Genomic DNA, 21968 nt, shown 5'->3' with positions numbered 1-21968 from the left:
ATCAAACAATAAAAAAAACGAGCTGTTTTAAATTTAAAACAGCTCGTTTTTTTTATTGAATTATATTTTTTACTTCCTCAAAATCCAATCCTCCATAATTACCAGAACTCATTAACAATGTGGCGGTATTGTTAAAATCTTGTGAGAATAAGAATTTTTTGAACGCTTCTGGGTTGGTGTATATAATCAAATCGTCTCTTTTAAACGCTTCTTTAATTTGCTGTTCTGTAACCTCTTCTAATTGTTTAATGGCTACTGCTTTGGGGGAGTAAAATACCACGGCCTTGTCAGCTTTGTCTAAAGCTCCTTGGTATTCTTTTAAAAATTCAGCATTTAAACTACTGTAGGTGTGTAGTTCTAAACAAGCTAAAATCGTTCTGTTTTTGTATTGATTTTTAACTGCAGTAGTAGTTGCTGCTACTTTACTAGGAGAGTGTGCAAAATCTTTAAAAATTACGGAAGTATTGTTTTCTACAATTTTTTCTAAACGTTTGCTGGCTCCTTTAAAACTTTCAATAGCTTCGTAAAATTCTTCTTCTCCAACTCCCATGTGCTGACAAATCCATTTGGCACCTGCTAGGTTTTGCAAATTGTGTTTTCCAAAAATTTCTAAAGGCAAATCACCTTCAGGAGTGTCTAATAAAGTAGTACCATCATCAATAGTGTAAGTAGGAGTGGTGTACGGATATTTTTTAATGGTATTTTCAGAGTTTTCAACTACATTTTTCACATGTTCATCTTCTGTGTTGTATACCATAATTCCACCCGGAGTTATGGAGTCTGTAAAAATAGAAAACTGCTCTAGGTAGTTTTCAAACGTAGGAAAAACATTAATATGATCCCATGCAATACCGCTTAACAAAGCAATGTTAGGTTTGTATAAATGGAATTTTGGTCGTCTGTCTATAGGGCTAGATAAATATTCATCACCTTCTAAAACTATAAATTCATTTTCTTTGGTTAAATGTACCATGGTATCAAACCCTTCTAGTTGGGCACCTACCATATAATCAACCTTAATGTTGTTGTAGTTTAATACGTGTAAAATCATAGAAGTAATGGTGGTTTTTCCGTGGGAACCTCCTATTACAACTCTTGTTTTTTGTTTAGATTGTTCGTACAAAAACTCAGGATAAGAATATATTTTTAAACCTAATTCTTGAGCTTTTAACAATTCTGTATTGTCTGGTTTGGCATGCATTCCTAAAATTACCGCATCCAATTCTGTAGTTATTTTTTCGGGATACCATCCAAAAGTTAAAGGAAGTAGTCCTTTGTTTGCTAATCTAGACTTTGAAGGTTCAAAAATAGTATCATCACTTCCAGTTACTTGATATCCTTTATTGTGTAATGCAATGGCTAAGTTGTGCATTGCACTTCCGCCAATAGCAATAAAATGTATATTCATCTATAAGGTGATTTTAATGTAAAAGTAATGGAATTAAGATGAATTAAAAGATGATTTTAAATCAAAAAAAATAACCTGTGTTAGTTTTAGTAAAAAGTTTATGTTTGCAGGGAGTTTTAAAACAAACAGTATTATGAAAAAATTAATTTTTACAGCAGGATTGCTGTTAGCGGGTTTGGCATCGCAAGCACAAGATTTGTCTAAGAATGCAATTGGTTTGCGTTTAGGAGACAATGATGGTTTAGGGTACGAAATTTCTTACCAAAGAGCCTTGTCTGAGGCAACAAGATTACAGTTAGATTTAGGGTTGAGAAGTGAAGACTATGTTGATGCCTACAAATTATCTGGAACTTACCAATGGGTTAAAGATTTAAGTGCTTTGGCTGATGGTTTTAATTGGTTTTATGGAGCAGGGGCTGCTTTAGGAACTGTTCAGGTTGATTTTATGGGACAAAAAGACAGTGAAACTTTTGTAAATGCAGCAGGAAATGTTGGGATTGAATACAATTTTGAGTTCCCATTACAATTGTCTTTAGATACTAGACCAGAAATTGGAATTATTAACGGAGATAGCGACTTGTCTTTAGAGGTGGCTTTAGGTGTTCGTTATAAATTTTAGATTAGAATTTAAAAATAGGAAAAGCCTCTGTTTGTAGCAGGGGCTTTTTTTGTGTGATAAAAAATCGGTATTCTTATTGCTATAAAACTTTAATAGAGTTTATAAATTGTTAATTTGTTCAAAAAAACTGCTGTTATGAAAAAGAGTCTTCTGCTTGTTCTGTTGTTATTTACTTGTTTTATATATGCCCAAAAATCACCCGGTAAATACGATGATTTGTGGCTTAAGGTTTATGAAGATGAGTTGAATTTATTGCCAAAATCGGCCTTGAAAAAAGTAGATAAAATTTATGAGATAGCAGTAAATGAAGCGAACAAAGTACAGAAAATTAAAAGTTTACTGTATCAAAGTAAATTTGCGCTTACGCTAGAAGAAAATGCTCAATTAAGCATTGTGACTAATTTTAAATCAGAAATAAAAAGAACCAAAGACAAAACTGAAAAAGCACTTTTACATAGTATGTTGGCTCATATGTATTGGGATTATTTTAAACAACATAGATGGAGAATTTACAACAGAACAGAAACGGCCAAAAAGGCAAATAACGATTTTAGAACGTGGGATATTAAAACCTTGTATGCTCAAATACACCATCATTTTAAGGAATCTTTACAAGACAAAGAACATTTAAAAAAAGCAAATTATTCTACTTACAAAGAGCTGATAAAAGTGAATGATGGAAGTGGAACAGAAACAGTTACTCTTTTTGATTTTGTAGCTTACAATGCATTAGATTTTTACAGAGAAAATGAAAGTAGTATTACCCAACCCAAAGAACCTTTTGTGGTTGATAAAAAGGAATATCTAACGCAAATAGAAACCTATCCTTTTAGAACTACAGATAGTTTGTCTACTAAATATAAGTCTTTACAACTGTATCAAGAACTGATTCAGTTTCATAAAAAAAGAAATCAACAAGAGTATTTTAAAACCTTATTACTAGCGGTTGATTACATAAAAGACAATACAACTATTGCCGATTTTGATCAGCTAAAATTGGCTTTTTTGAAAGAGATTCAACAAAAACACAAATCTTCGGTAGCAAGAGCTTTTATAGATTTTGAAATAGCAAAAACGTACTATGATTTTGCAGAAACCTATAATTCATCAAACCAAAAACATCAATACGATTTTTTAAAAGCACTAGAGATTTGTGAGGAATTATTACAAAAATACCCAGAACATTCTTTGTCTAGCAAGTACAAAGCATTGATAAATTCTATCAAATACAAAGAGGTGTCTTGTAAAATAGAGGAATATGTATCTGTGAATCAACAAACAAAAGCATTAATTTCTTATAGAAATGTAAATGCATTTTATGGAACCATTTACAAGTTGAATGCAAAAGAATATGAGTACTTAAAAAATGCAAAAGTATACAGAAAAAGAGATTCTCTAATCAACACTTTAACGGTTTTTAAAGAGTGGACATCAGTTTTATCAAATCAAAAAGATTACCAAAAACACAGTACAGAAGTATTAGTACCAAACGTTCCACAAGGACAGTATCTTTTGGTAGGGAAATACAATAAAAATCAAAAAAATAATAGGTATAGCTATTTTCAGAAAACCAATATAACGTTCTTAAAAAAAGAAAATCATGTTTTTCAGGTGCTAAACAGACAAAACGGTAGTGCCTACAACAATGCAAAAGTTCATTTAGAAAATGAAGATTATAAGCGTAGAAACTATTATAAAATAAACAAAGATTTTACCACTGATAAAAACGGGATGTTTGAATTTAAAAACAATCATTATTACAGAAACGTAACAGCCAAAGTAACCACAGAAACAGATACGGCTTACTTTGGTAATATTTATATGTACAGCCGTAATAACTACAATCCTAGCACAGAAATTTACTACAAACCGTTTGTGTTTACGGATAGAAGTATTTACAGACCGGGACAAAAAGTATATTTTAAAGCCATTGTTTTAAAAAAGAAAGGAGAAAACACAGAAATTCTAACAGACGAAACGGTAGAGGTTGCTTTGTATGATGTCAACAATCAAGAAGTACAAAGAGTAAGTTTAGATTTAAATGAATTTGGTTCTGTAGCCTCTACTTTTAATTTGCCTATTAGCGGATTAAATGGACAATACAGTTTTAAAGTTTTTAGAAATGGACAGAGCACAAGTTATGTAGCTACCAAAATTTCTGTAGAAGAATACAAAAGACCTAAGTTTGAAACCTCTTTTAAGCCTGTAAAAGAAACCTACAAAGTAAACGATTCTATTACGGTAAAAGGAGAAGCTACTGCTTTGTCTGGCAGTAAAATTACAAATGCAAAAGTGGAGTATAGAGTGGTTAGAAAAGCCAAGTTCCCTAGGTGGTACTGGTGGGGTACTCCAAAAGCTCCAACAGAAATTGAGCACGGAACCACCACAACCGATGCCAACGGGAATTATAATATTGTGTTTAAAGCATTTCCTGATGTGAGTTTAGATCCCAAAAATCAGCCTACGTTTTACTATACCGTTTATGCGGATGTTACGGATATTAATGGAGAAACTAGAAGTACAGAAACCGAAGTTGCTGTAGGATATCATACCTTAAATTTAGAATTGTCTGTTAAAAATAACATGGATGTTTGTGATGAAAATGAGATAAAAATAGACAGCGAAAATTTAAACGGACAATTTGTTGCCACACAAGGAACCCTTAAAATTTACAAGTTAATAGCACCACAAACAGTATATAGAAAAAGACCTTGGTCAAAGCCAGATATTCAAACTTTTTCTAAAGAAGAATATGCCAAATTATTTCCTTTTGAAAGTTATAAAGAAGAAGATCAAGATCCTAACAAGTGGGAAAAAGGAGTATTGGTGTTTTCTAAAGATTTTGATACGGAAAAAGAACCAGAAATCAGTTTAGGAAAAACAAAAAATTGGGAATTAGGACAATACATTGTTGTTGCAGAATCTAAAGACAAATGGGGACAATTGGTAAAAGATGAACAGAGAGTTACCTTTTACAATCCTAAAGCTAAAAAAGTAGCAGACAACCAACTGTTTCAAATTTCTTTAGATAAAGATGTGTATCAACCTAAAGATAAAGTAGTACTTTCTGTAGGTTCATCAGCAAAAAACATCACCGTTTTTGTGGAGGTAGAAAAAGATCATAAAACAATTGCCATTCATCAAATTGAATTAAACAATCAAATAAAAAAGATTAAAATTCCCGTAACCGAAAAAGACAGAGGTGGTTTTGCAATTAAATGGCACAGGGTAAATTACAATGTGTTAGACAGTGGTGTTTTAAACGTAACGGTTCCTCACAAACCAAGAGGCTTGCATATAGAAACACGCACGTTTAGAGATTTACTACAGCCAGGAGCTACGCAAAAATGGAGTTTTAAAATAAAAGGGACAGAAAAAGAAAATGCAACTGCAGAGGTGTTGGCTTCTATGTACGATGTTTCTTTGGATCAGTTTAAACCTCATAGTTGGAGTTTTAATCCCATACAATTGTCTACATATAGAACTAGTAATTCTATCAATTCATATGCTAATTTTCACACACATACCTTGTCTGTTAGTCAGTCTGGTCACAGAGGGCTGTATCATAGGAATAGGTTATATGTAGATGAGTTTAATTGGTTTGGATTTAGTTTTACCAACAATACTTATGTACATAGAAATTACCTTAGTTCTATAAGATATAAAGTTTTTGAACTGAATAACATCAATAAATTACACGATGCTACTTTGGCAAAAGACCAAATAAAACTAACCATTATAGATGCTAATTATCAGCCTATAGTTGGAGTTACAGTTTCAGGATCTTCAATTTCTAAATCAACCCTTACAAATTTTGAGGGAGAAGCAAAGCTAAAAGCTAAGGATAATGATGTATTGAACCTACATTATTTAGGGTATAAAAAAGCGACTTTAAAAATAAATAAAGACTACAATCATTATATTATAAATCTACAAGAAAGTAATACAGATCTAGAAGAGGTAGTTGTTGTAGGTTATGGAGCACAAAAAAAGAAAGAGATGACAGGGGCTGTTTCGGTGATGTCTCCACCATCACCTGAAAAATTTGAGAAGGTTGAAGATACTATTTTAGTTAGAGGTACTTCTTCTTTTGATGCTAGTAACAAACCCTTGTATGTGGTGGATGGTGTGCCTACAGAAGAAGATCCTGGATTGGCAGCAAGTGAAATTGAAGCTATTGATGTATTAAAAGATGTAGCAGCAACAGCTATATATGGAACAAGAGGTGCTAATGGAGTTATTGTAGTAACCACCAAAGCAGGAGCTAAAAAATTAGAAGCACAATTAGGAGCGGTAAAAGCAAGAACCAATTTTAATGAAACGGCCTTCTTTTTTCCGCAACTTAAAACGGATAAAAACGGAGAAATTTCTTTTGAATTTACCATGCCAGAAGATGTAACCAAGTGGAAGTTGCAATTGTTAGCGCATGACAAAGAGTTAAATACAGGTGTAGAAAGATTAAACACCGTTACACAAAAGCAATTAATGGTAACGCCTAACGCACCAAGATTTTTAAGAGAAGGTGATGCTATTACGTTTAGTGCTAAAATTGCCAATTTAAGTAAAGAGGTACAGCAAGGAAAAGTAAAGTTAGAGTTAACAGATGCGATTACTGGTAAAAATATAGATGCGTTGTTGCAAAACAATCCAACTACAAAAGATTTTGCAATTGCAAGCCAAGGCAATACATCAGTAGTTTGGGAATTGCAAATACCAGAAAATGTATCGGCAGTACAATACAAAGTAGTAGCGGCTAGTAATAATTATTCAGATGGTGAGCAAAATGTACTCCCGGTATTGTCTAACCGAATGTTGGTTACAGAAACCTTGCCTTTGTGGGTAAACGGAGGCGAGACTAAAACCTTTACGTTAGAAGGACTTAAAAGAAATATTTCGCAGACTTTAAAACAACATCAATTAACGTTAGAAATAACGTCTAATCCGGCATGGTATGCCATACAAGCATTGCCTTATTTAATGGAATATCCGCATGAGTGTGCAGAACAAACTTTTGCAAGATATTATGCAAATCAATTGGCAAGTCACATTGTAAATTCAAATCCTAAAATTAAAAAGGTGTTTGAGCAATGGGAAAATTCAGATGCTTTGGTGAGTAATTTGGAAAAAAATCAAGAGTTAAAATCTATCATTATTCAAGAAACTCCTTGGTTAAGAAGTGCACAATCAGAAACGGAACAAAAAAAGAGAATTGCTTTGTTGTTCAATTTGTCTAAAATGGAAAACAATTTAGAGCGTGCTATTGCAAAACTAGAAGAAATGCAGTTTTATAATGGAGGTTTTCCTTGGTTTAGCGGATCAGATCGCCCTAACAGATATATTACACAACATATTGTACAAGGATTTGCGCATTTAAAACATTTGGGAGTAAGCATGCAAAATAAAAAGATTGAGGAAATGATGACCAAAGCTCAAGCTTTTTTAGATGCAGAATTGTTAGAGGATTATAAACAATTGTTGGTATATGCAGAAAACATAAAATCAAAAGCAAAAACTGAAAAAGAAGGAGTGTTGTTGGCTCAAGATTATTTAAATAAAAAACATTTGTACAGTGTTCAGTTGCAATATTTATACATCCATAGTTTTGATATACAGCAAATTAATAATAAAAAGTTAAAAGAGGCTGTGGATTATTATTTTCATCAAACCACAAAATATTGGAAACAAGAAAGTTTGTACAATAAAGGGTTAATTGGCTTAATTCAGTACAGAAATAACCGTTTAAAAATGGCTAATAGTGTGTTAAGTTCTCTAGAAGAAAATAGCATTACTACCGATGAAATGGGAATGTATTGGAAAGAAAATAAAGCGAGTTGGTATTGGTATCAATCTCCTATAGAAACTCAAAGTTTGCTAATAGAAGCTTTTTCTGAAATAGGAAAAGAAACCAAAACTATTGATCATTTAAAAAAGTGGTTGCTTAAAAACAAACAAACGCAACAGTGGAAAACCACCAAAGCAACTAGCGAAGCTGTGTATGCTTTGCTATTACAAGGTTCTGATTGGTTGGCTATTGATGAATCGGTAGGAATAACTATTGGAGGAAAAGAATTAAAGGCAAATAATTTAAAAGAGGTAAAGCCAGAAGCAGGTACAGGTTATTTTAAAACCCAATGGAAACCAGCAGAAATTAATAAAGAAATGGGTACAGTTACGTTAACCAAAAAGGACAAAGGTCTTGCTTGGGGAGGATTGTATTGGCAGTATTTTGAGGATTTAGACAAAATTAAATCGGCAACTACTCCGTTAAAAATTGATAAAAAAGTGTTTGTAAAAACCAATACATCTAAAGGAAAGCTATTAACGGAATTGGGTAAAAATACAACCTTAAAAGTAGGTGATTTGTTAACGGTAAGAATAGAATTGTCTACAGACAGAGATATGGAATTTATACATATGAAAGACATGAGAGCTGCTGGTTTAGAGCCTGTAGATGTTTTATCTGGCTATAAAAGACAAGACAGATTAGGATATTACCAAAGTACCAAAGATGCTAGTACACATTTCTTTTTTGATAAAATATACAAAGGAATTTATGTTTTTGAATACGATTTAAGAGTTAGCCATAAAGGAATGTTTAGCAACGGAATTACCACCATACAGAGTATGTATGCACCAGAGTTTAGCAGTCATAGTAAAGGAATTAAAATTGAAGTGAAGTAATTAACGGTTTTTTGAGCTTCTTTTTTAGAATAACAATAAAATGTCAGTTCGAGTAATTTTCAGAATGTAATGACGAAAATTATATAGAGAACTACTTGTTGATTTTCGTAAAAATGTATCTTTGAACCCACAGAAATAAAAAACAAGATGGACTTAAATCTAATCCCAAGAATTAAACACGCAAACAGCGATAACTTTTTTTTACTAGCCGGACCTTGTGCTATAGAAGGAGAAGATATGGCATTAAGAATTGCTGAGCAAGTGGTAACTATTACCGATAAATTAAACATTCCTTATATTTTTAAAGGGAGTTTTAAAAAAGCAAATCGATCTAGAATTGATAGTTTTACAGGGATTGGTGATGAAAAAGCTTTGAAAATATTACGCAAAGTTTCCGAAACTTTTGATGTACCTACGGTTACAGACATTCACGAAATTTCGGATGCTGAGAAAGCAGCAGAATATGTAGATGTATTACAGATTCCGGCTTTTTTGGTTCGTCAAACAGATTTAGTGGTGGCTGCTGCAAAAACAGGTAAAGTTGTCAACTTAAAAAAGGGACAGTTTATGAGTCCTGGAGCTATGCAACACGCGGTTCAAAAAGTGAAAGATGCAGGTTCAGAAAAAGCTTGGATTACTGATAGAGGAACCATGTTTGGGTATCAAGATATGATTGTAGATTTTAGAGGGATTCCTGAAATGAGAGAATTTGCACCTACGGTTTTAGATGTAACGCACTCGTTACAACAGCCTAACCAAACAAGCGGTGTAACAGGAGGTAGACCAGATATGATTGGAACCATTGCAAGAGCAGGAATTGCAGCAGGAGTAGATGGTTTGTTTATAGAAACACATTTTGATCCAGCAAATGCAAAATCTGACGGAGCCAATATGTTAGATATTCAATATTTAGAAAAATTAATGACAGATTTAACGGCTATTAGAAAAGTGATCAATACTTTATAGAGGTGTTCGAGCGGAGTCGAGAACTGTGTGTTTCGACTACATTTGATGACCTTATGATGATTTTCTGAAGTGTAACAATGGAAAATTGTATCGAGATTATATTTAAAAAGGACTAGAAAAATAATTTTCTAGTCCTTTTTTGTTTTATTCTGTTAAATAATTCAGTACTCTCTACTTATTTTTTAAGTTGCCTAATAAGATCTTCTAATCCATTTAATTTTAATTCATATACCTCTGCCATCATTTTGCCTAAAGTCCCTGCGGGAAATCCTTTAGTTCTATACCAAACAATATAATGCTCTGGCAGGTTAATTAAATCGTAGCCTTTATACTTTCCAAAGGGCATTTTGGTATTGGCAAGTTTTATTAAATATTCTTTATCTGACAAATTGTTCATTATTTGTATATTGGTATATGTTTTGAGCGTATAAATATATACATTTGCAAACTTCTTTGAAATTATGGGGGTGACTGGTTTTGACAGCGAGATCAATTGACTAGTAAGCATGCCGAGAGATGGAGTTCATTCTCGTAAATCGAGGTTCCACAACAATAAACGGTGAAGAATCTTTCGCCATGGCTGCCTAATTATCTGAATTAATAGTAAGATAAGGCCTAGGCTCACAAGGTGAGCAAGCTATGCATCTCATGCCAGCGCTGATAGACCGCGTGCAATTTAGAGATGTCGTAAAAGTCTAGATAGGAAACGTATTACTTAGCTGCGTTTTCGAAACTCAATAAGTTAAGCTTGAGGTAAGTTGTTTTTGACTAGCTTCTTGACGAAAATTTGATAAAAACTAAGCATGTAGAAAGCTACGAAGTTGCTTGTTTGGACCCGGGTTCGATTCCCGGCACCTCCACAATCCATAAATAAAAAGTCCTGATAAATTTCTTATCAGGACTTTTTTGTTTTTTAATTATTTTAGAAAGACTCAGATGATTAAAAACTTAGCGTAAAATTAAATTCATACTCTTTTACAGGCACTAAATATTCTTTTAAAGGTTTAGGTCCACAGCTAGCATTTCCCAATCCTAACATTTTAGTATCTAGACATAAAATAGTTTCTTTTCGCTCTTTTAAAAACTGTGGACGAATAGCCTTATCCAAATCACTAGCATCGTAATGCAAGGCAGAAAAAACAAAAGGAGTGTCTGATGTAATGTGAACAGTAGCCTTTTTTCTGTTTTTAAAAGAAAGTGCTACTGAGCGAATATCAGAACGAGCACCGTTTTCTTGAGGTGTTAAATAAGGTGTAAACAAATTAGTAACGGTAGATTTATAGTTTCCTAAAAAAGCAGATTCATTACGATCAGGATAATTTTCTTGAGGTCCTCTTCCGTACCAATTTACATTTTCTAAGCCTGCAACCAATCCTAATTTTAAACCAACTCTTGGTAGTGTTTCTATGCTTTTTCCTCCAGTAGGTGTCAATTTGTTTTTTAAAGTAATTTGTCCTTTTCCATTAATTTCGTACACACATTTATGCGTAAAACTGATAGAATCTGAGGCAAAATTTTTAACAATAGTAACAGCTATTAAAGATTTGTTTACTTTTTTAGAACGAACAGAGATAACCTGCTCTTTTAAATTTTTAAGTTGAGCTGCTTTCCATCCTTTTATATAATGTTGGTCATTTTCTATAGGAGAACGATATATATTTAACTTAGGTCCTTTAATCTCTCCGGTTTGTGCTATCAATTCCTTTTTATTTATTTGGATAGAAGTAAGGGTTCCCAAATTTTTATCAATAGAAACCTTAAAGTTTTTACCACTCGCAATGAATGCTTTAGATGTCTCTTTTACAACTACAGTTCCCGAAGCTTCTTTTACTACAGGCATTCTTTTTTGTAGTATAATTTCTTCTTTGGCTACTTCAAAACCCTCTTTTGCCCATACGGTTGCATTCTTTAATTGATAACTAAAATTCAACGTATATTCTGATGAAGTATCTAATGTTGGAAGTTTTACACTAAAACGTTTCTTGGTTGCTGGAACAATCTCTAAAGATGGAATTTCACCTTTTTTAACAACATCTCCATTTTTTAGCAATTTCCAACTTCCTTTAAACTCATTTAAGTTGGTAAAGTTGTACTTATTTTTAACGTAAAAAACACCTTGTTGAGCTTCATCTGCTTTAATCTCTATAAATTGTTGTGCTTTTTTAACCTCTAACAAAGAAGGTTTTGGAGTTCTGTCTGCAAACACCACTCCTTTGGCACAACCATCATTAGGACGGTCTATTATAGAAAAATCTGAATTGATGTTTACCCCCTCTTCTGGATGGTATTCTAATTTATGACTTTGATATTGTATTCCATCCGCAGTAGTTTCATTATACGTTTGGTTTACCCAATCCCAAATATAACCTCCTAAAAACGATGGATTTTTTTCTACCACTCTCCAATACTCTCCAAAATTCCCTAAGGAATTTCCTTGAGCATGAGCATACTCAATCATAATATAAGGTTTGTTGTATTTTGGTTTAGCCCAAAAGCTCAACAATTTCCAATGTTTTTGCTTAGGATCGTCTTCTATAAAAGGATACATAGAACTGTTGATGTCAAAATAATCTTTGGTTTCCCACATATCAGTTTCACGACCATCGTAAGAAATTAGACGAGAAGGATCAAATCTTCTGATATAATCACTCATCAACGCAAAGTTTTTTCCGTAACCCGACTCATTTCCTAAGGACCAAAAAATAATAGAAGGATGATTTTTAGCTCTTTCTACCATAGCCACCGCTCTGTCTAAAGAAGTTGCCAACCAAGAAATATCGCTCCCTGGTAAAGAGTTTCCACGAATGGAATAATCTGGAGATTCTAAAGCTTCATCCATGACATACAATCCATATTGATCACACAACGCATACCAACGAGGATCGTTTGGGTGATGACTAGAACGAACCGAATTGATATTGTGTTGTTTCATTAGCAAAATGTCTTGAATCATAGATGCTTCCGTCAAGGTTTTTCCATGCTCAGGATCTGCTTCTCCTCTATTTACTCCTTTAAACAATATTGGTTTTCCGTTAATATGAACCTGTAAATTCTTCATTTCAATTTCTCTAAAACCAAAAGGACATTGAGTAACCTCTATGATTTTTCCTTCTTTATCTACCAAAGTCATTACAATGGTGTATAAATTAGGATGTTCTGCAGACCATTTTTTAGGGTTCTGAATGGTTGTTTTACACTCCAAAACACTTTCTGCTCCGGGTGAACCTTGTTTCCATCCTACTTTTTTAGAACTAAATGCGGTGTTGGGAACCATAATTCCGTTGTCATCATAAATTGCAATATTTACTTTATGTCCTTGAATGATAGAGTCTGTATGATTGTAAACCTTAAAAGTTGCGTTTAGTTCAGCATCTTTGTAATTCTCATCTAAGTCCGATGTAAAAAAGAAATCTCTAAGTTGTACGTTGGCTCTGCTTTGTAAATACACATCTCTAAAAATTCCGCTAAAGGTCCAAGTATCTCCGGATTCTAAGTAACTACCAGACGACCATCGATACACTTGTACAGCCAACGTATTTTCTCCTTCTTTTAAAAAATCAGAAATATTAAACACAGCACTTGTCATAGAATCTTCATCATACCCAACATGTTTCCCGTTAACCCAAACATGAAAAGCACTCGCAACTCCGTTAAAATGCAACATTGTTTGTCTGTTGTCCCAATTCTTAGGAACCGTAAAAGTAGTTCTGTAACTCCCCACAGGATTGTCCTTTTTTGGAACATCTGGAATTTTAATTTTTCCTTCTTTTACCAAGCTCCCTATACCACGATGCGACGGATCTCCATAACCCTGACGTTCCCAACAAGAGGGCACAGGAATGGTTTTCCAATCTTTATCGTTAAAAGTTGTTTTATAAAAATCGGTAGGTTTTTGTGATGCATCTTGCACCCAATGGAACTTCCAACTCCCATCTAAACTTTTATAATAAGGTGAGTTTTTATAATTTCCTTTTATAGCTGCTAAGGAATCTGAATACACAAAATGTGTGGTTACATGTGGTTCTGTTCCTACGGTATAGACTTGTTTGTCTTTTCTAAACTCTTGTGCGTTGGCTAGTAGAATAGTAAATAAGGCTAAAATAATTACGGTTAGTTGACTTCTTTTTTTATTCATATCTAAAATGTTATTTTTTCTTATTATCTCTTTACTAAAATCAGATTTTGAAGAACGACACTACGAATATAATTAGTATGGTTTTAAAAGATAACGCAAGTTTTTTTTTGTTCTGATTGATTGACGATCAACTTATAAAGAATAGATTTTTCTGATATTCCTCTGTTTACTAATAAAAAGCTTACTGAATTTTACGAAAATATCCCGTATTAGAACTTTTATTTTAATACACTGTTTAAGGTTGAAGGCTAAAAAAGAAAAGGTTAGTGTACATAGACGTATTTGCTTACTAATTTTTCATTTAATCGAGAATCAAAAAAGTACGGGTCATTTTTTTGAACCGTACTTTTTAATATTAGCTAGGTTTTAAACTTAATACGATCAATCGTTCCAATGTTTGTCTACAATGGCTTTAATTTCTGGATAGTTTTTGTCCGTTTCGTTTAAAGCTTCTCTTTGTTCTTTTAATTGCGTTTTTAACTTGGCAATAATGTCTTTGTATTTTGGATTGTTGTATTGGTTGTTTAATTCCTGTGGATCATTTTTTAGATCGTATAATTCCCAAGTATGTGGTGTTTCACGATCAACTCCATAATATTGTTTTGCCCAATAGTGTTTTTTAAATTCTGAAGTTGGCAAATAGTGTTTTCCGTAGTAAAAAATCAATTTATAATCCTTAGATCTAACCCCCATGTGTGCGGGTACATAATGGTGAATAATATGCATCCAATAACGGTAATAAGTGGTTTCCCTCCAGTCTATTTCTTCTTTGCCTTTTAAAGTTCTTATAAAACTTTTTCCTTGCATGTATTCAGGAGTTTTTCCTCCTGCCAACTCTATCATAGTTGGGGCATAATCCGTATTGTTAATCAACAAATCAGATACTTGATTTGGTTTGATTTTTTTTGGATAATGCATAATAAATGGCATGCGCATAGACTCTTCGTACATCCAACGTTTGTCTTGTAAATCATGCTCTCCCAACATCATTCCCTGGTCTCCTGTATAAATGATAACGGTGTTTTTCCAAAGACCTTCTTTTTTTAAATAATCAAACAAACGTCCTAGGTTGTCATCTACACCTTTTACACAACGTAAATAACGTTTCATGTAGGTTTGGTATCCTTGGTGTGCAGATTCTTTTCCTTTGTATTTTCCTCCGTTTAACATCCAATTGTAGTTACGGTACATATGCCTGTCTGATACCGAAGTACCAATATATGTTTTTAAAGAATCGTTAATACCTCTTACTCCTTCAGATCCCCAGTTAGGTTGATAGTATAAGCTAGAAGGTTCCGGGATTTCGGTATCCGCTAAAAATTCTTCATACCTTGGTGCATACTCAAAAAAGTCATGAGGAGCTTTGTAATGATGCATTAAGAAAAAAGGTTTCTTTTTGTCTCTGTTTTTTAAGTAATCAAGAGAAATGTCCGTAATAACATCGCTAGAATGTCCTGTAGATTTTACTTTATTTTTTGGCCAATTTCCTTTTCCTTTTTCTAAAAAGGTAGGATTAAAGTATTTTCCCTGGCTTGGTAATACTTTGTAATAATCAAAATTAACAGGTTCGTTTTTTAAATGCCATTTACCTACTACCGCAGTGCTGTATCCTAATTTTTTTAATTCTATAGGCAAGTACTGTTTGTCGGTATCTAATTTATCATCTAAATCTAACACCCCATTGGTTTGAGGGTATTGTCCAGATATAATAGAAGCTCTACTTGGTGTACAGATAGCGTTGTTACAAAAGGCATTGTTAAAACGAATTCCTTGCTCCGATAACTTGTCAATATTAGGTGTAATATCTAGTCTAGACAATCTACCTCCATAGGCACCTATGGCATGTGCAGCATGATCGTCGGACATAATAAAAATAATGTTGGGTTTTTTCTGTGCACTTACATTAATAAGCGTGAAAAAGAGTAGTAAAAAGGAGGCTGTTTTGTTCATGGTAATTGTATTTATTATCAAGTGATTATTTTATGTTTTTAGCTACGGTAATTACACTATAGTCAGAAAAACGACCTTCTGCTGTAGTAGCCCAAATTTTAGTCTGTCCTTTGCTAATAGGAGTCACATTTCCATTTTGATCAACTTTGGCTATTGCTGGATTTTCAGACTTCCAAACGATTGGATTTTGTGAGTATGAATTTACAATTTTTGCAGTCAATTTTTGACTTTTTAGATTCTTAAATTCAATAGAATTTTGATGAATATTTATTATGGGTAAAGTTACATTTGTAATGGTTCCTTTGTAAAATCCTGTACCAAAAGAACCTATCCATAATTTATTAGCTTCTAAAATATCAAATTTTACATCTTCTATTTCTTGTGGTTGAACTAGACCTTTGTTGCTCTTTTCCCAAGTTATACCTCTGTCTTTACTCACAAAAACACCAGGATTTTTAGAACCAAATCTGCAGGTAATTACTATTAAGTTTCTGTCAAATGGAGAGACATCAATACATTCTGCTCCTGGATATTTAAAAATTTGCTCCCAGTTTTTTCCAAAATTATCAGTATACCAAACTCCTGATCCTCCTTTGTTGTGACCTGTAGTAATATACATACGATTGCTATGGTCTATTTTAATAAATTGAACTCCTTTTATTTGTTGAGGAGTGTTTATTTTTTTCCAAGAAAGTCCTCTGTCTGTTGAGTGGTATAGACCTCCTTCTGCTCTTGGAGCATGTTTAAAATAACCATCATTGCTGTATTGTGCCGCTACAAATAAAGAAGCACGACTTGGATCTCTAGGATCAAATACAATTTCGTTAATTCTACAAGGCTGTGGCAAACCTTTATTGCTTTGTGTAAAGGTTTTTCCAAAATTCTCAGATCTAAAAAAGCCTCCTTCATGTCCTCTTTTGGCATTTACAATTTGGGTGATTCCATGATACATATATTGATTGTTGATAGGGTCTATAGTCAATCCATTGGTATAAAAATCATCTAACCATTGGTTGCTAGCAGGAGTTGCCACTCCATGAATTTTCCATGTTTGCCCACCATCTACAGACTTAAAAATGTTTTGTTTGTGTTCTTGTCTGTTAGAGGTTAAATATACCGTTTTGGCATCGTAAGGATCAAAAGCAAAATTAGAAGCAGTTTCGGGAGCACTTTTAATAAATTTTATGGCTTGACGTTCATCAGGGCTATCGTTTACAGGAATCCACATACGGTGTTCTCCTGCTCCTAACAAGGTAATTCCTTCACGTTTGTCTTGCTTTATAGTTAAGGCAGGCATATTGCTGTTTCCATGTCCTATAATAGCTCCAGAAGGGCTGTAGTCTTCATCTACTTGTTTCCAGCTTTTTCCTGCATTGGTGCTTAAAAAGGTATTGTGTCCGTTAATCATCATGACACTTCCATCGGCTCCTACATCAAAACCTCTGCTCGCGCGAAGCGGATAAATGTCTCCCCATTGGATAGGATAATGTGCATGTCCAGCTTTCATGTTTTGTTGCCACGGATTGTTGCGAGATTCCCAATATGCAGCATCATTTTTCCAGATATTGCTAAATAATCTAGCAGTATTTACCCAATGTTTTCCGTTGTTTTCTGTAACCCAAAGTCTACCAGGAACAATAGATTTTTTATGATGTGGATCGTCAAAACCTACATAAATTCTACCTTGTATGCTAGGGTCTGTACTAAGTTGATTAAAATACTGTAAGGCTTCTTTTGGTTTTTCTGGGTATTGTTTTTTTGCCTGTGCAAGTGAAATACCAAACCATCTGCTAAGAAATTGATAGTAGCTTTTAGGAACACCACCCGTTAGTTGATTAATATCTAAGCCTAAATCTCCGTTAATGATTTTCCATGATTTTCCTTCGTTGTTACTTACAAAAACTCCTCCACTACATTTGGTAGATTTTCCGTTAGGATGGTACTGAACCTGATCTATTACATAAAGAATAAATTTTTTGGTTTTAGGATGGAAATAAAAATCCATATCCATGATAATATTGTTGTCTAAATCCTTTTGTCCAATTTGATTCCAGCTTTTTCCTCCGTTTTCTGACTTGTACAAACCGTGTGTTGAAGAGGCAAAAATTTGTTTAGAGTTTTTTGGGTTTACAATTATTCTTCCTATTTGTGCTTTAGGATTTAACTCCTTTGTAATCAGTTTCCAAGATTTTCCTGCATTGGCAGTTTTCCATAGCTTTCCTTCATATTCCGAAGGTTTTCCATGAGGTTGTTTTGCCTTAGCATTATTTAAATAAGACATCCAATCTTGTCCGCGTATATTGTTTCCTCCTGCTACAAACCAAGTATTTGCATCATTTGGATCAATGGCAACAGCGGCTACTTTTTTTCGCCAACTTGCTTTGTCAGATCCATCTGCATCTGTGTTGTACCAAGGGCAGTTTTTTACCAACTCAAAAGTACGTGCAGTATCACGAGATACCCACAATTCTGAAGTCGATATTGAAATAGCTGTTTTAGCATCTGTATAACACCACTCTACATCTAACATACGACCAAAACGACCGTCTCCATCATAATCTACAGTACTGTACCATCTTGCTCCATTATTATCACTTTGGTAATGATTCCACATATCTTGAGATATGGCAACCTTTCCAGAAATAGTAGGGTGGAAGCGGATAAAGTTTGCATAACCCGCATTTCCTGGAGAAACTTGTGACCAAGTAATGGTATTGGTAGAGCTTACCTTTTCTGTTTTTAATTTCTTTATAAAAGAATTTTGTGCTTGAGTACCTAAATTAATTGATAGAATAAATACTAAAAACAGTTTAAATATATGTTTCATGATAAGAACAGTTGGTGAAAATTAGATTCTTTTAGTCTTGTTTGGTGATGTATACATAATATGTACCTGCAATAACTTCTCCATTAGCATCTAGCATTTGACTTTGTATACGGGTATCTCCTTTTGGCAATTTAACATCAAAAATCACATGGGTATCTGTGTTAGAAATACTCGTCTTTTCTTGATATTTGCCAACTTCAAGGGTGATTGTTTTTACAGGCAGAGCTTTCATTTTTCTACCATATAATAATCTATCTACTTTACCGTCTTTTTTCCAAGCATCTATTGTTTTGGAAAATGTTGGAATTCCGCAAATAGGAGTGTTTGCTTCTCTAGGCCATCGTCTTGCTTCAATACGATACGTTCCGGATTCTGAAATATGAACATCCCACGAACCAGACAGAGGTTTTCCTTCTGCTACTTGAGCATGATTCCATGGTACTTTGGGTAAATACCAGTCAGATGGTGTTAGATAAGTTTCTTTGTCGTTTGGATGCCCAACAATAGTTTTGGGAAGTTCACGATCGTTAGGGCTTACCAATTTCCAATACTGTTTAAATTCTTTACGAATTTTGGCTACAACATCAGGGTGTTGGTTAATTACATTGTTTTTCTGTCCTGGATCGTTAACAATGTCGTACAATTCGGTATTGTGTACCAATCGCCATTTGTTGGTCATTCCGGCTGTTCTTTCCCATTGTTGAGCTGTAAATGTTCGTTGGTTTTCTACAAACAAAGTACGCTTAGTTAAGTTTAAACTAGGCTGGTACAATTGCTGTTTAAAGCTTCTACCATCAAATTTTGTAGGACTAGGGTTTAAGTGACATAAATCAACTAAGGTTGGTAAAATATCAATGTGTGCTGTTAAATCCTTTACTTCTTTTCCGTGTGCTAAATGTCCTTTTGGCCATTTAATAAAGAACGGAACCCTATGTCCTCCTTCGTAAGCTTGTGTTTTTTTACCTCGCATACCTGCGTTGTAAAGTCTAACTCCTGTAATCCCTCCATTGTCTGACATGAAAATTAAAATAGTATTGTCTGCTTTTCCAGAGGTTTCTAAAACCTTTTTAAGCTTTCCAATATTTTGGTCAATACGATTGATACCCGCATAGAAATAAGCAATGTTTTTTGGAACTTTTTCTCCATAAATTTCTGCTAGAGATGGATCTGGAACAGAGTGTGGATCGTGTGGCAGATAAGTAGCTAAATACATAAAAAATGGTTTCTTATGATCTTTTTTAACAAAGTCCATCGCCTTGTTAAAAAAGACATCAGGAGCATAACCTTCGTGTTTTTCTCTTTCTCCATTGTGCCAATAATGATCGTTTACTCGGTCGTTATCAAACCAATCATCAGTGGTTCCAGTTCCTCCATCTCCATTCCCTAGCCATTCTTCAAAACCTCTGTCCATAGGTCTGTATGGGTAATTAGCACCTAAATGCCATTTACCAAACATAGCCGTTTTGTATCCTGATGCTTTAAACACATCACCCATTGTTTTTTCTGAACTTCTTAAGTAATTTCCTCCAGCTACTGTATGCCACACACCTGCATGATGAGAATATTTACCCGTCATTAAAGCAGCTCTTGTAGGAGCACAAGTAGGGTCTACATGAAAGTTTGTAAATCTAACAGACTCCGAGTACAACTGATCCATGTTGGGTGTTTGGATATAAGGATTGCCATGACAACTTAAATCTCCATAACCTTGATCATCTGTAAGGATAATGATAACATTTGGTTTTTGTCCGTTTGATGTTTGAGAGTTCCCTTTATAGAAAGACAATATTGTTAAGACCGTAAAAAACATTCTTAACAATAGTGAAATTGAAGGTTTTAATTCTTTGAGTAACATATTTTATTGCTTTATTTTAAATACCCAAGCATAATTTAAATCTACATTCTTAGGTAATTTAATAGTAGTTCCTGTAGCAGATTTTTTGAATTCAATTTTAGCATTAGAACCTAACAATTCAATAGATTTAATTTCCATTTTTCCCTTTGTTAAATGTTTGATGTGAATGTCTTTGGTTGGAGTTTTTAAAACCGTTACATATAAGTTTTTATGATTCGTTGTAAAACGAATATCATTTTGGGTAAATCCTTTATTTTTATCCTCAGATAAATGTCCTGTTGCGGTTTCGGTTGGTCCTTCTCCATAAATTTCGTAATATTTAGAACCATAAATAGCCTCTCCATTTACTGCTAACCAGGCACCAATATCTAACAATGTTTTCTTTTGATCTTCTGGGATAATTCCGTCTTTTCTAGGGCCGATATTTAATAATAAACATCCATTTTTAGAAACAATGTCTACTAGATCTGCCACCAAATCTTCTGCCGATTTTGGAATCCAGTTGGTCGCATAATACCAAGAGTTTTTTCCTATAGATGTATCTGTTTGCCAATATTCTTTTTTAATATTGTCCATTTTAGATCTTTCTAAATCTAACATGTGTGTTCCTGTTTTATAAGATTCGTACTTATAATTTTTAGTTTGTAAGACCACATTTTTGTTTCTTTTTAAACCAGAGTTGTAGTAGTAAGCTGCTAATTTTTTATGATAAGGAGCAAATTCTGGACGATCTAAATAAAAGTCAAACCATAAAATATCAGGTTGGTATAAATCTATAATTTCTTTAGTTCTAGGCCACCATGTTTTTGCCAACCAATCAGAACTTACAGAGTCTCCCATTTTATGAGGAGGTGCATACAAATCAGTATATTTAGGATTGGAATTGTCAAAGTAAGGTTGCTGATTGTAGAAATTGTAGTTAAAAGCTAAGTGAGAACTTAGACCAAAAATCAACCCTTGCTTTTTTATTTCTTCAGATAAATCCTTTAAAACATCACGTTTAGGCCCCATGTCTACTGCATTCCAAGGTGTAATGCTAGATTTGTACAAAGCAAAACCATCATGGTGTTCCGCTACAGGCACTATGTATTGCGCTCCTGATTTTTTAAACAAACTTACCCATTCTTTTGGGTCAAAGTTTTCCATGGTCCACATAGGAATTAAATCTTTGTATCCAAACTCTTTTTGATCTCCAAATTTCTTTTTATGATATGCTACTGCTGGGTGTGGTTTTCCGTTTGTAACAATTCCTGTTTGAGGGTTGGCCACTCCTTTGTCAGAATACATCCAACGCGGATACCAATCGGTATATTTTTCTGCAACAGAGTTTGGTCCCCAGTGAATAAAAATTCCAAATTTAGAATCTTTCATCCATTGTGGAATTTGATATTGTTGCAAACTCTCCCAGTTTTCTTGGTAGGTAATTTTAGGAGTTTCAGTAGTCGTAGCTTCGTCCTTTTTTTTATTAGATTGACATGTAGCTAATAAAGAAATGGTTACTATTAAAATTATTTTTTTCATGATGTT

Annotated in this window: 10 protein-coding genes and 1 other RNA gene; 4 read left to right on the top strand and 7 right to left on the bottom strand. The window is 33.7% G+C overall.

Annotation, left to right across the window (positions count from 1 at the left end):
• Nucleotides 1-52: 52 nt before the first annotated feature.
• Nucleotides 53-1408, bottom strand: coding sequence for a UDP-N-acetylmuramate--L-alanine ligase (locus tag FHR24_RS00995; RefSeq protein ID WP_167182567.1), 1356 nt, complete (start codon nucleotides 1406-1408; stop codon nucleotides 53-55).
• A 133-nt stretch (nucleotides 1409-1541) separates the two neighbouring features.
• Here FHR24_RS00995 and FHR24_RS00990 point away from each other — a divergent pair, with 133 nt between their 5' ends.
• The 3 genes from FHR24_RS00990 (at nucleotide 1542) to kdsA (ending at nucleotide 9674) form a co-directional block, all read left to right on the top strand.
• The gene (locus FHR24_RS00990; RefSeq protein ID WP_167182564.1) at nucleotides 1542-2027 is read left to right on the top strand and encodes a hypothetical protein; all 486 of its coding nucleotides are present in this window, start codon (nucleotides 1542-1544) and stop codon (nucleotides 2025-2027) included.
• Nucleotides 2028-2162: 135 nt separating this feature from the next.
• Nucleotides 2163-8708, top strand: a complete 6546-nt coding sequence (locus FHR24_RS00985; protein ID WP_167182561.1) for an alpha-2-macroglobulin family protein — start codon at nucleotides 2163-2165, stop codon at nucleotides 8706-8708.
• A gap of 147 nt (nucleotides 8709-8855) precedes the next feature.
• A complete protein-coding gene (gene kdsA, locus FHR24_RS00980; RefSeq protein WP_167182558.1) occupies nucleotides 8856-9674 on the top strand; it encodes a 3-deoxy-8-phosphooctulonate synthase in 819 nt (272 codons plus the stop codon).
• Nucleotides 9675-9849: 175 nt separating this feature from the next.
• On the opposite strand, the gene FHR24_RS00975 is transcribed toward kdsA, so the two are convergent.
• On the bottom strand, nucleotides 9850-10071 hold the full coding sequence (locus tag FHR24_RS00975; protein ID WP_167182555.1) for a DUF3820 family protein: 222 nt from the start codon (nucleotides 10069-10071) through the stop codon (nucleotides 9850-9852).
• A gap of 66 nt (nucleotides 10072-10137) precedes the next feature.
• On the opposite strand from FHR24_RS00975, the gene ssrA reads away from it, so the two are divergent.
• Nucleotides 10138-10537: a transfer-messenger RNA gene (gene ssrA, locus FHR24_RS00970) on the top strand.
• Between the two features lie 77 nt (nucleotides 10538-10614).
• Here ssrA and FHR24_RS00965 read toward each other — a convergent pair.
• The 5 genes from FHR24_RS00965 to FHR24_RS00945 all read right to left on the bottom strand — a co-directional run bounded on the left by FHR24_RS00965 (nucleotide 10615) and on the right by FHR24_RS00945 (nucleotide 21962).
• On the bottom strand, nucleotides 10615-13809 hold the full coding sequence (locus FHR24_RS00965; RefSeq protein WP_167182552.1) for a glycoside hydrolase family 2 TIM barrel-domain containing protein: 3195 nt from the start codon (nucleotides 13807-13809) through the stop codon (nucleotides 10615-10617).
• A 381-nt stretch (nucleotides 13810-14190) separates the two neighbouring features.
• Nucleotides 14191-15759, bottom strand: a complete 1569-nt coding sequence (locus tag FHR24_RS00960; RefSeq protein WP_167182549.1) for a sulfatase family protein — start codon at nucleotides 15757-15759, stop codon at nucleotides 14191-14193.
• 25 nt (nucleotides 15760-15784) lie between these two features.
• Entirely contained in the window at nucleotides 15785-18586 is a 2802-nt protein-coding gene (locus FHR24_RS00955; RefSeq protein WP_167182546.1) for a VPS10 domain-containing protein, read from the bottom strand.
• A gap of 31 nt (nucleotides 18587-18617) precedes the next feature.
• Nucleotides 18618-20441, bottom strand: a complete 1824-nt coding sequence (locus FHR24_RS00950) for an arylsulfatase (RefSeq protein WP_243846481.1) — start codon at nucleotides 20439-20441, stop codon at nucleotides 18618-18620.
• A 3-nt stretch (nucleotides 20442-20444) separates the two neighbouring features.
• Complete coding sequence (locus tag FHR24_RS00945) at nucleotides 20445-21962, bottom strand: alpha-L-fucosidase (protein WP_167182543.1); 1518 nt, start codon at nucleotides 21960-21962, stop codon at nucleotides 20445-20447.
• Between the last annotated feature and the right edge of the window lie 6 nt (nucleotides 21963-21968).

Origin of the sequence: Wenyingzhuangia heitensis (assembly GCF_011762155.1) — a bacterium.
Taxonomy (GTDB): domain Bacteria; phylum Bacteroidota; class Bacteroidia; order Flavobacteriales; family Flavobacteriaceae; genus Wenyingzhuangia; species Wenyingzhuangia heitensis.
This window is presented reverse-complemented; position numbering and strand designations above follow the sequence as displayed.

What these genes read in the sequence shown, in the direction of transcription:
- FHR24_RS00995 (WP_167182567.1), bottom strand. Translation starts at nt 1,408, where the DNA reads ATGAATATACATTTTATTGCTATTGGCGGAAGTGCAATGCACAACTTA.
- FHR24_RS00990 (WP_167182564.1), top strand. Translation starts at nt 1,542, where the DNA reads ATGAAAAAATTAATTTTTACAGCAGGATTGCTGTTAGCGGGTTTGGCA.
- FHR24_RS00985 (WP_167182561.1), top strand. Translation starts at nt 2,163, where the DNA reads ATGAAAAAGAGTCTTCTGCTTGTTCTGTTGTTATTTACTTGTTTTATA.
- kdsA (WP_167182558.1), top strand. Translation starts at nt 8,856, where the DNA reads ATGGACTTAAATCTAATCCCAAGAATTAAACACGCAAACAGCGATAAC.
- FHR24_RS00975 (WP_167182555.1), bottom strand. Translation starts at nt 10,071, where the DNA reads ATGAACAATTTGTCAGATAAAGAATATTTAATAAAACTTGCCAATACC.
- FHR24_RS00965 (WP_167182552.1), bottom strand. Translation starts at nt 13,809, where the DNA reads ATGAATAAAAAAAGAAGTCAACTAACCGTAATTATTTTAGCCTTATTT.
- FHR24_RS00960 (WP_167182549.1), bottom strand. Translation starts at nt 15,759, where the DNA reads ATGAACAAAACAGCCTCCTTTTTACTACTCTTTTTCACGCTTATTAAT.
- FHR24_RS00955 (WP_167182546.1), bottom strand. Translation starts at nt 18,586, where the DNA reads ATGAAACATATATTTAAACTGTTTTTAGTATTTATTCTATCAATTAAT.
- FHR24_RS00950 (WP_243846481.1), bottom strand. Translation starts at nt 20,441, where the DNA reads ATGTTACTCAAAGAATTAAAACCTTCAATTTCACTATTGTTAAGAATG.
- FHR24_RS00945 (WP_167182543.1), bottom strand. Translation starts at nt 21,962, where the DNA reads ATGAAAAAAATAATTTTAATAGTAACCATTTCTTTATTAGCTACATGT.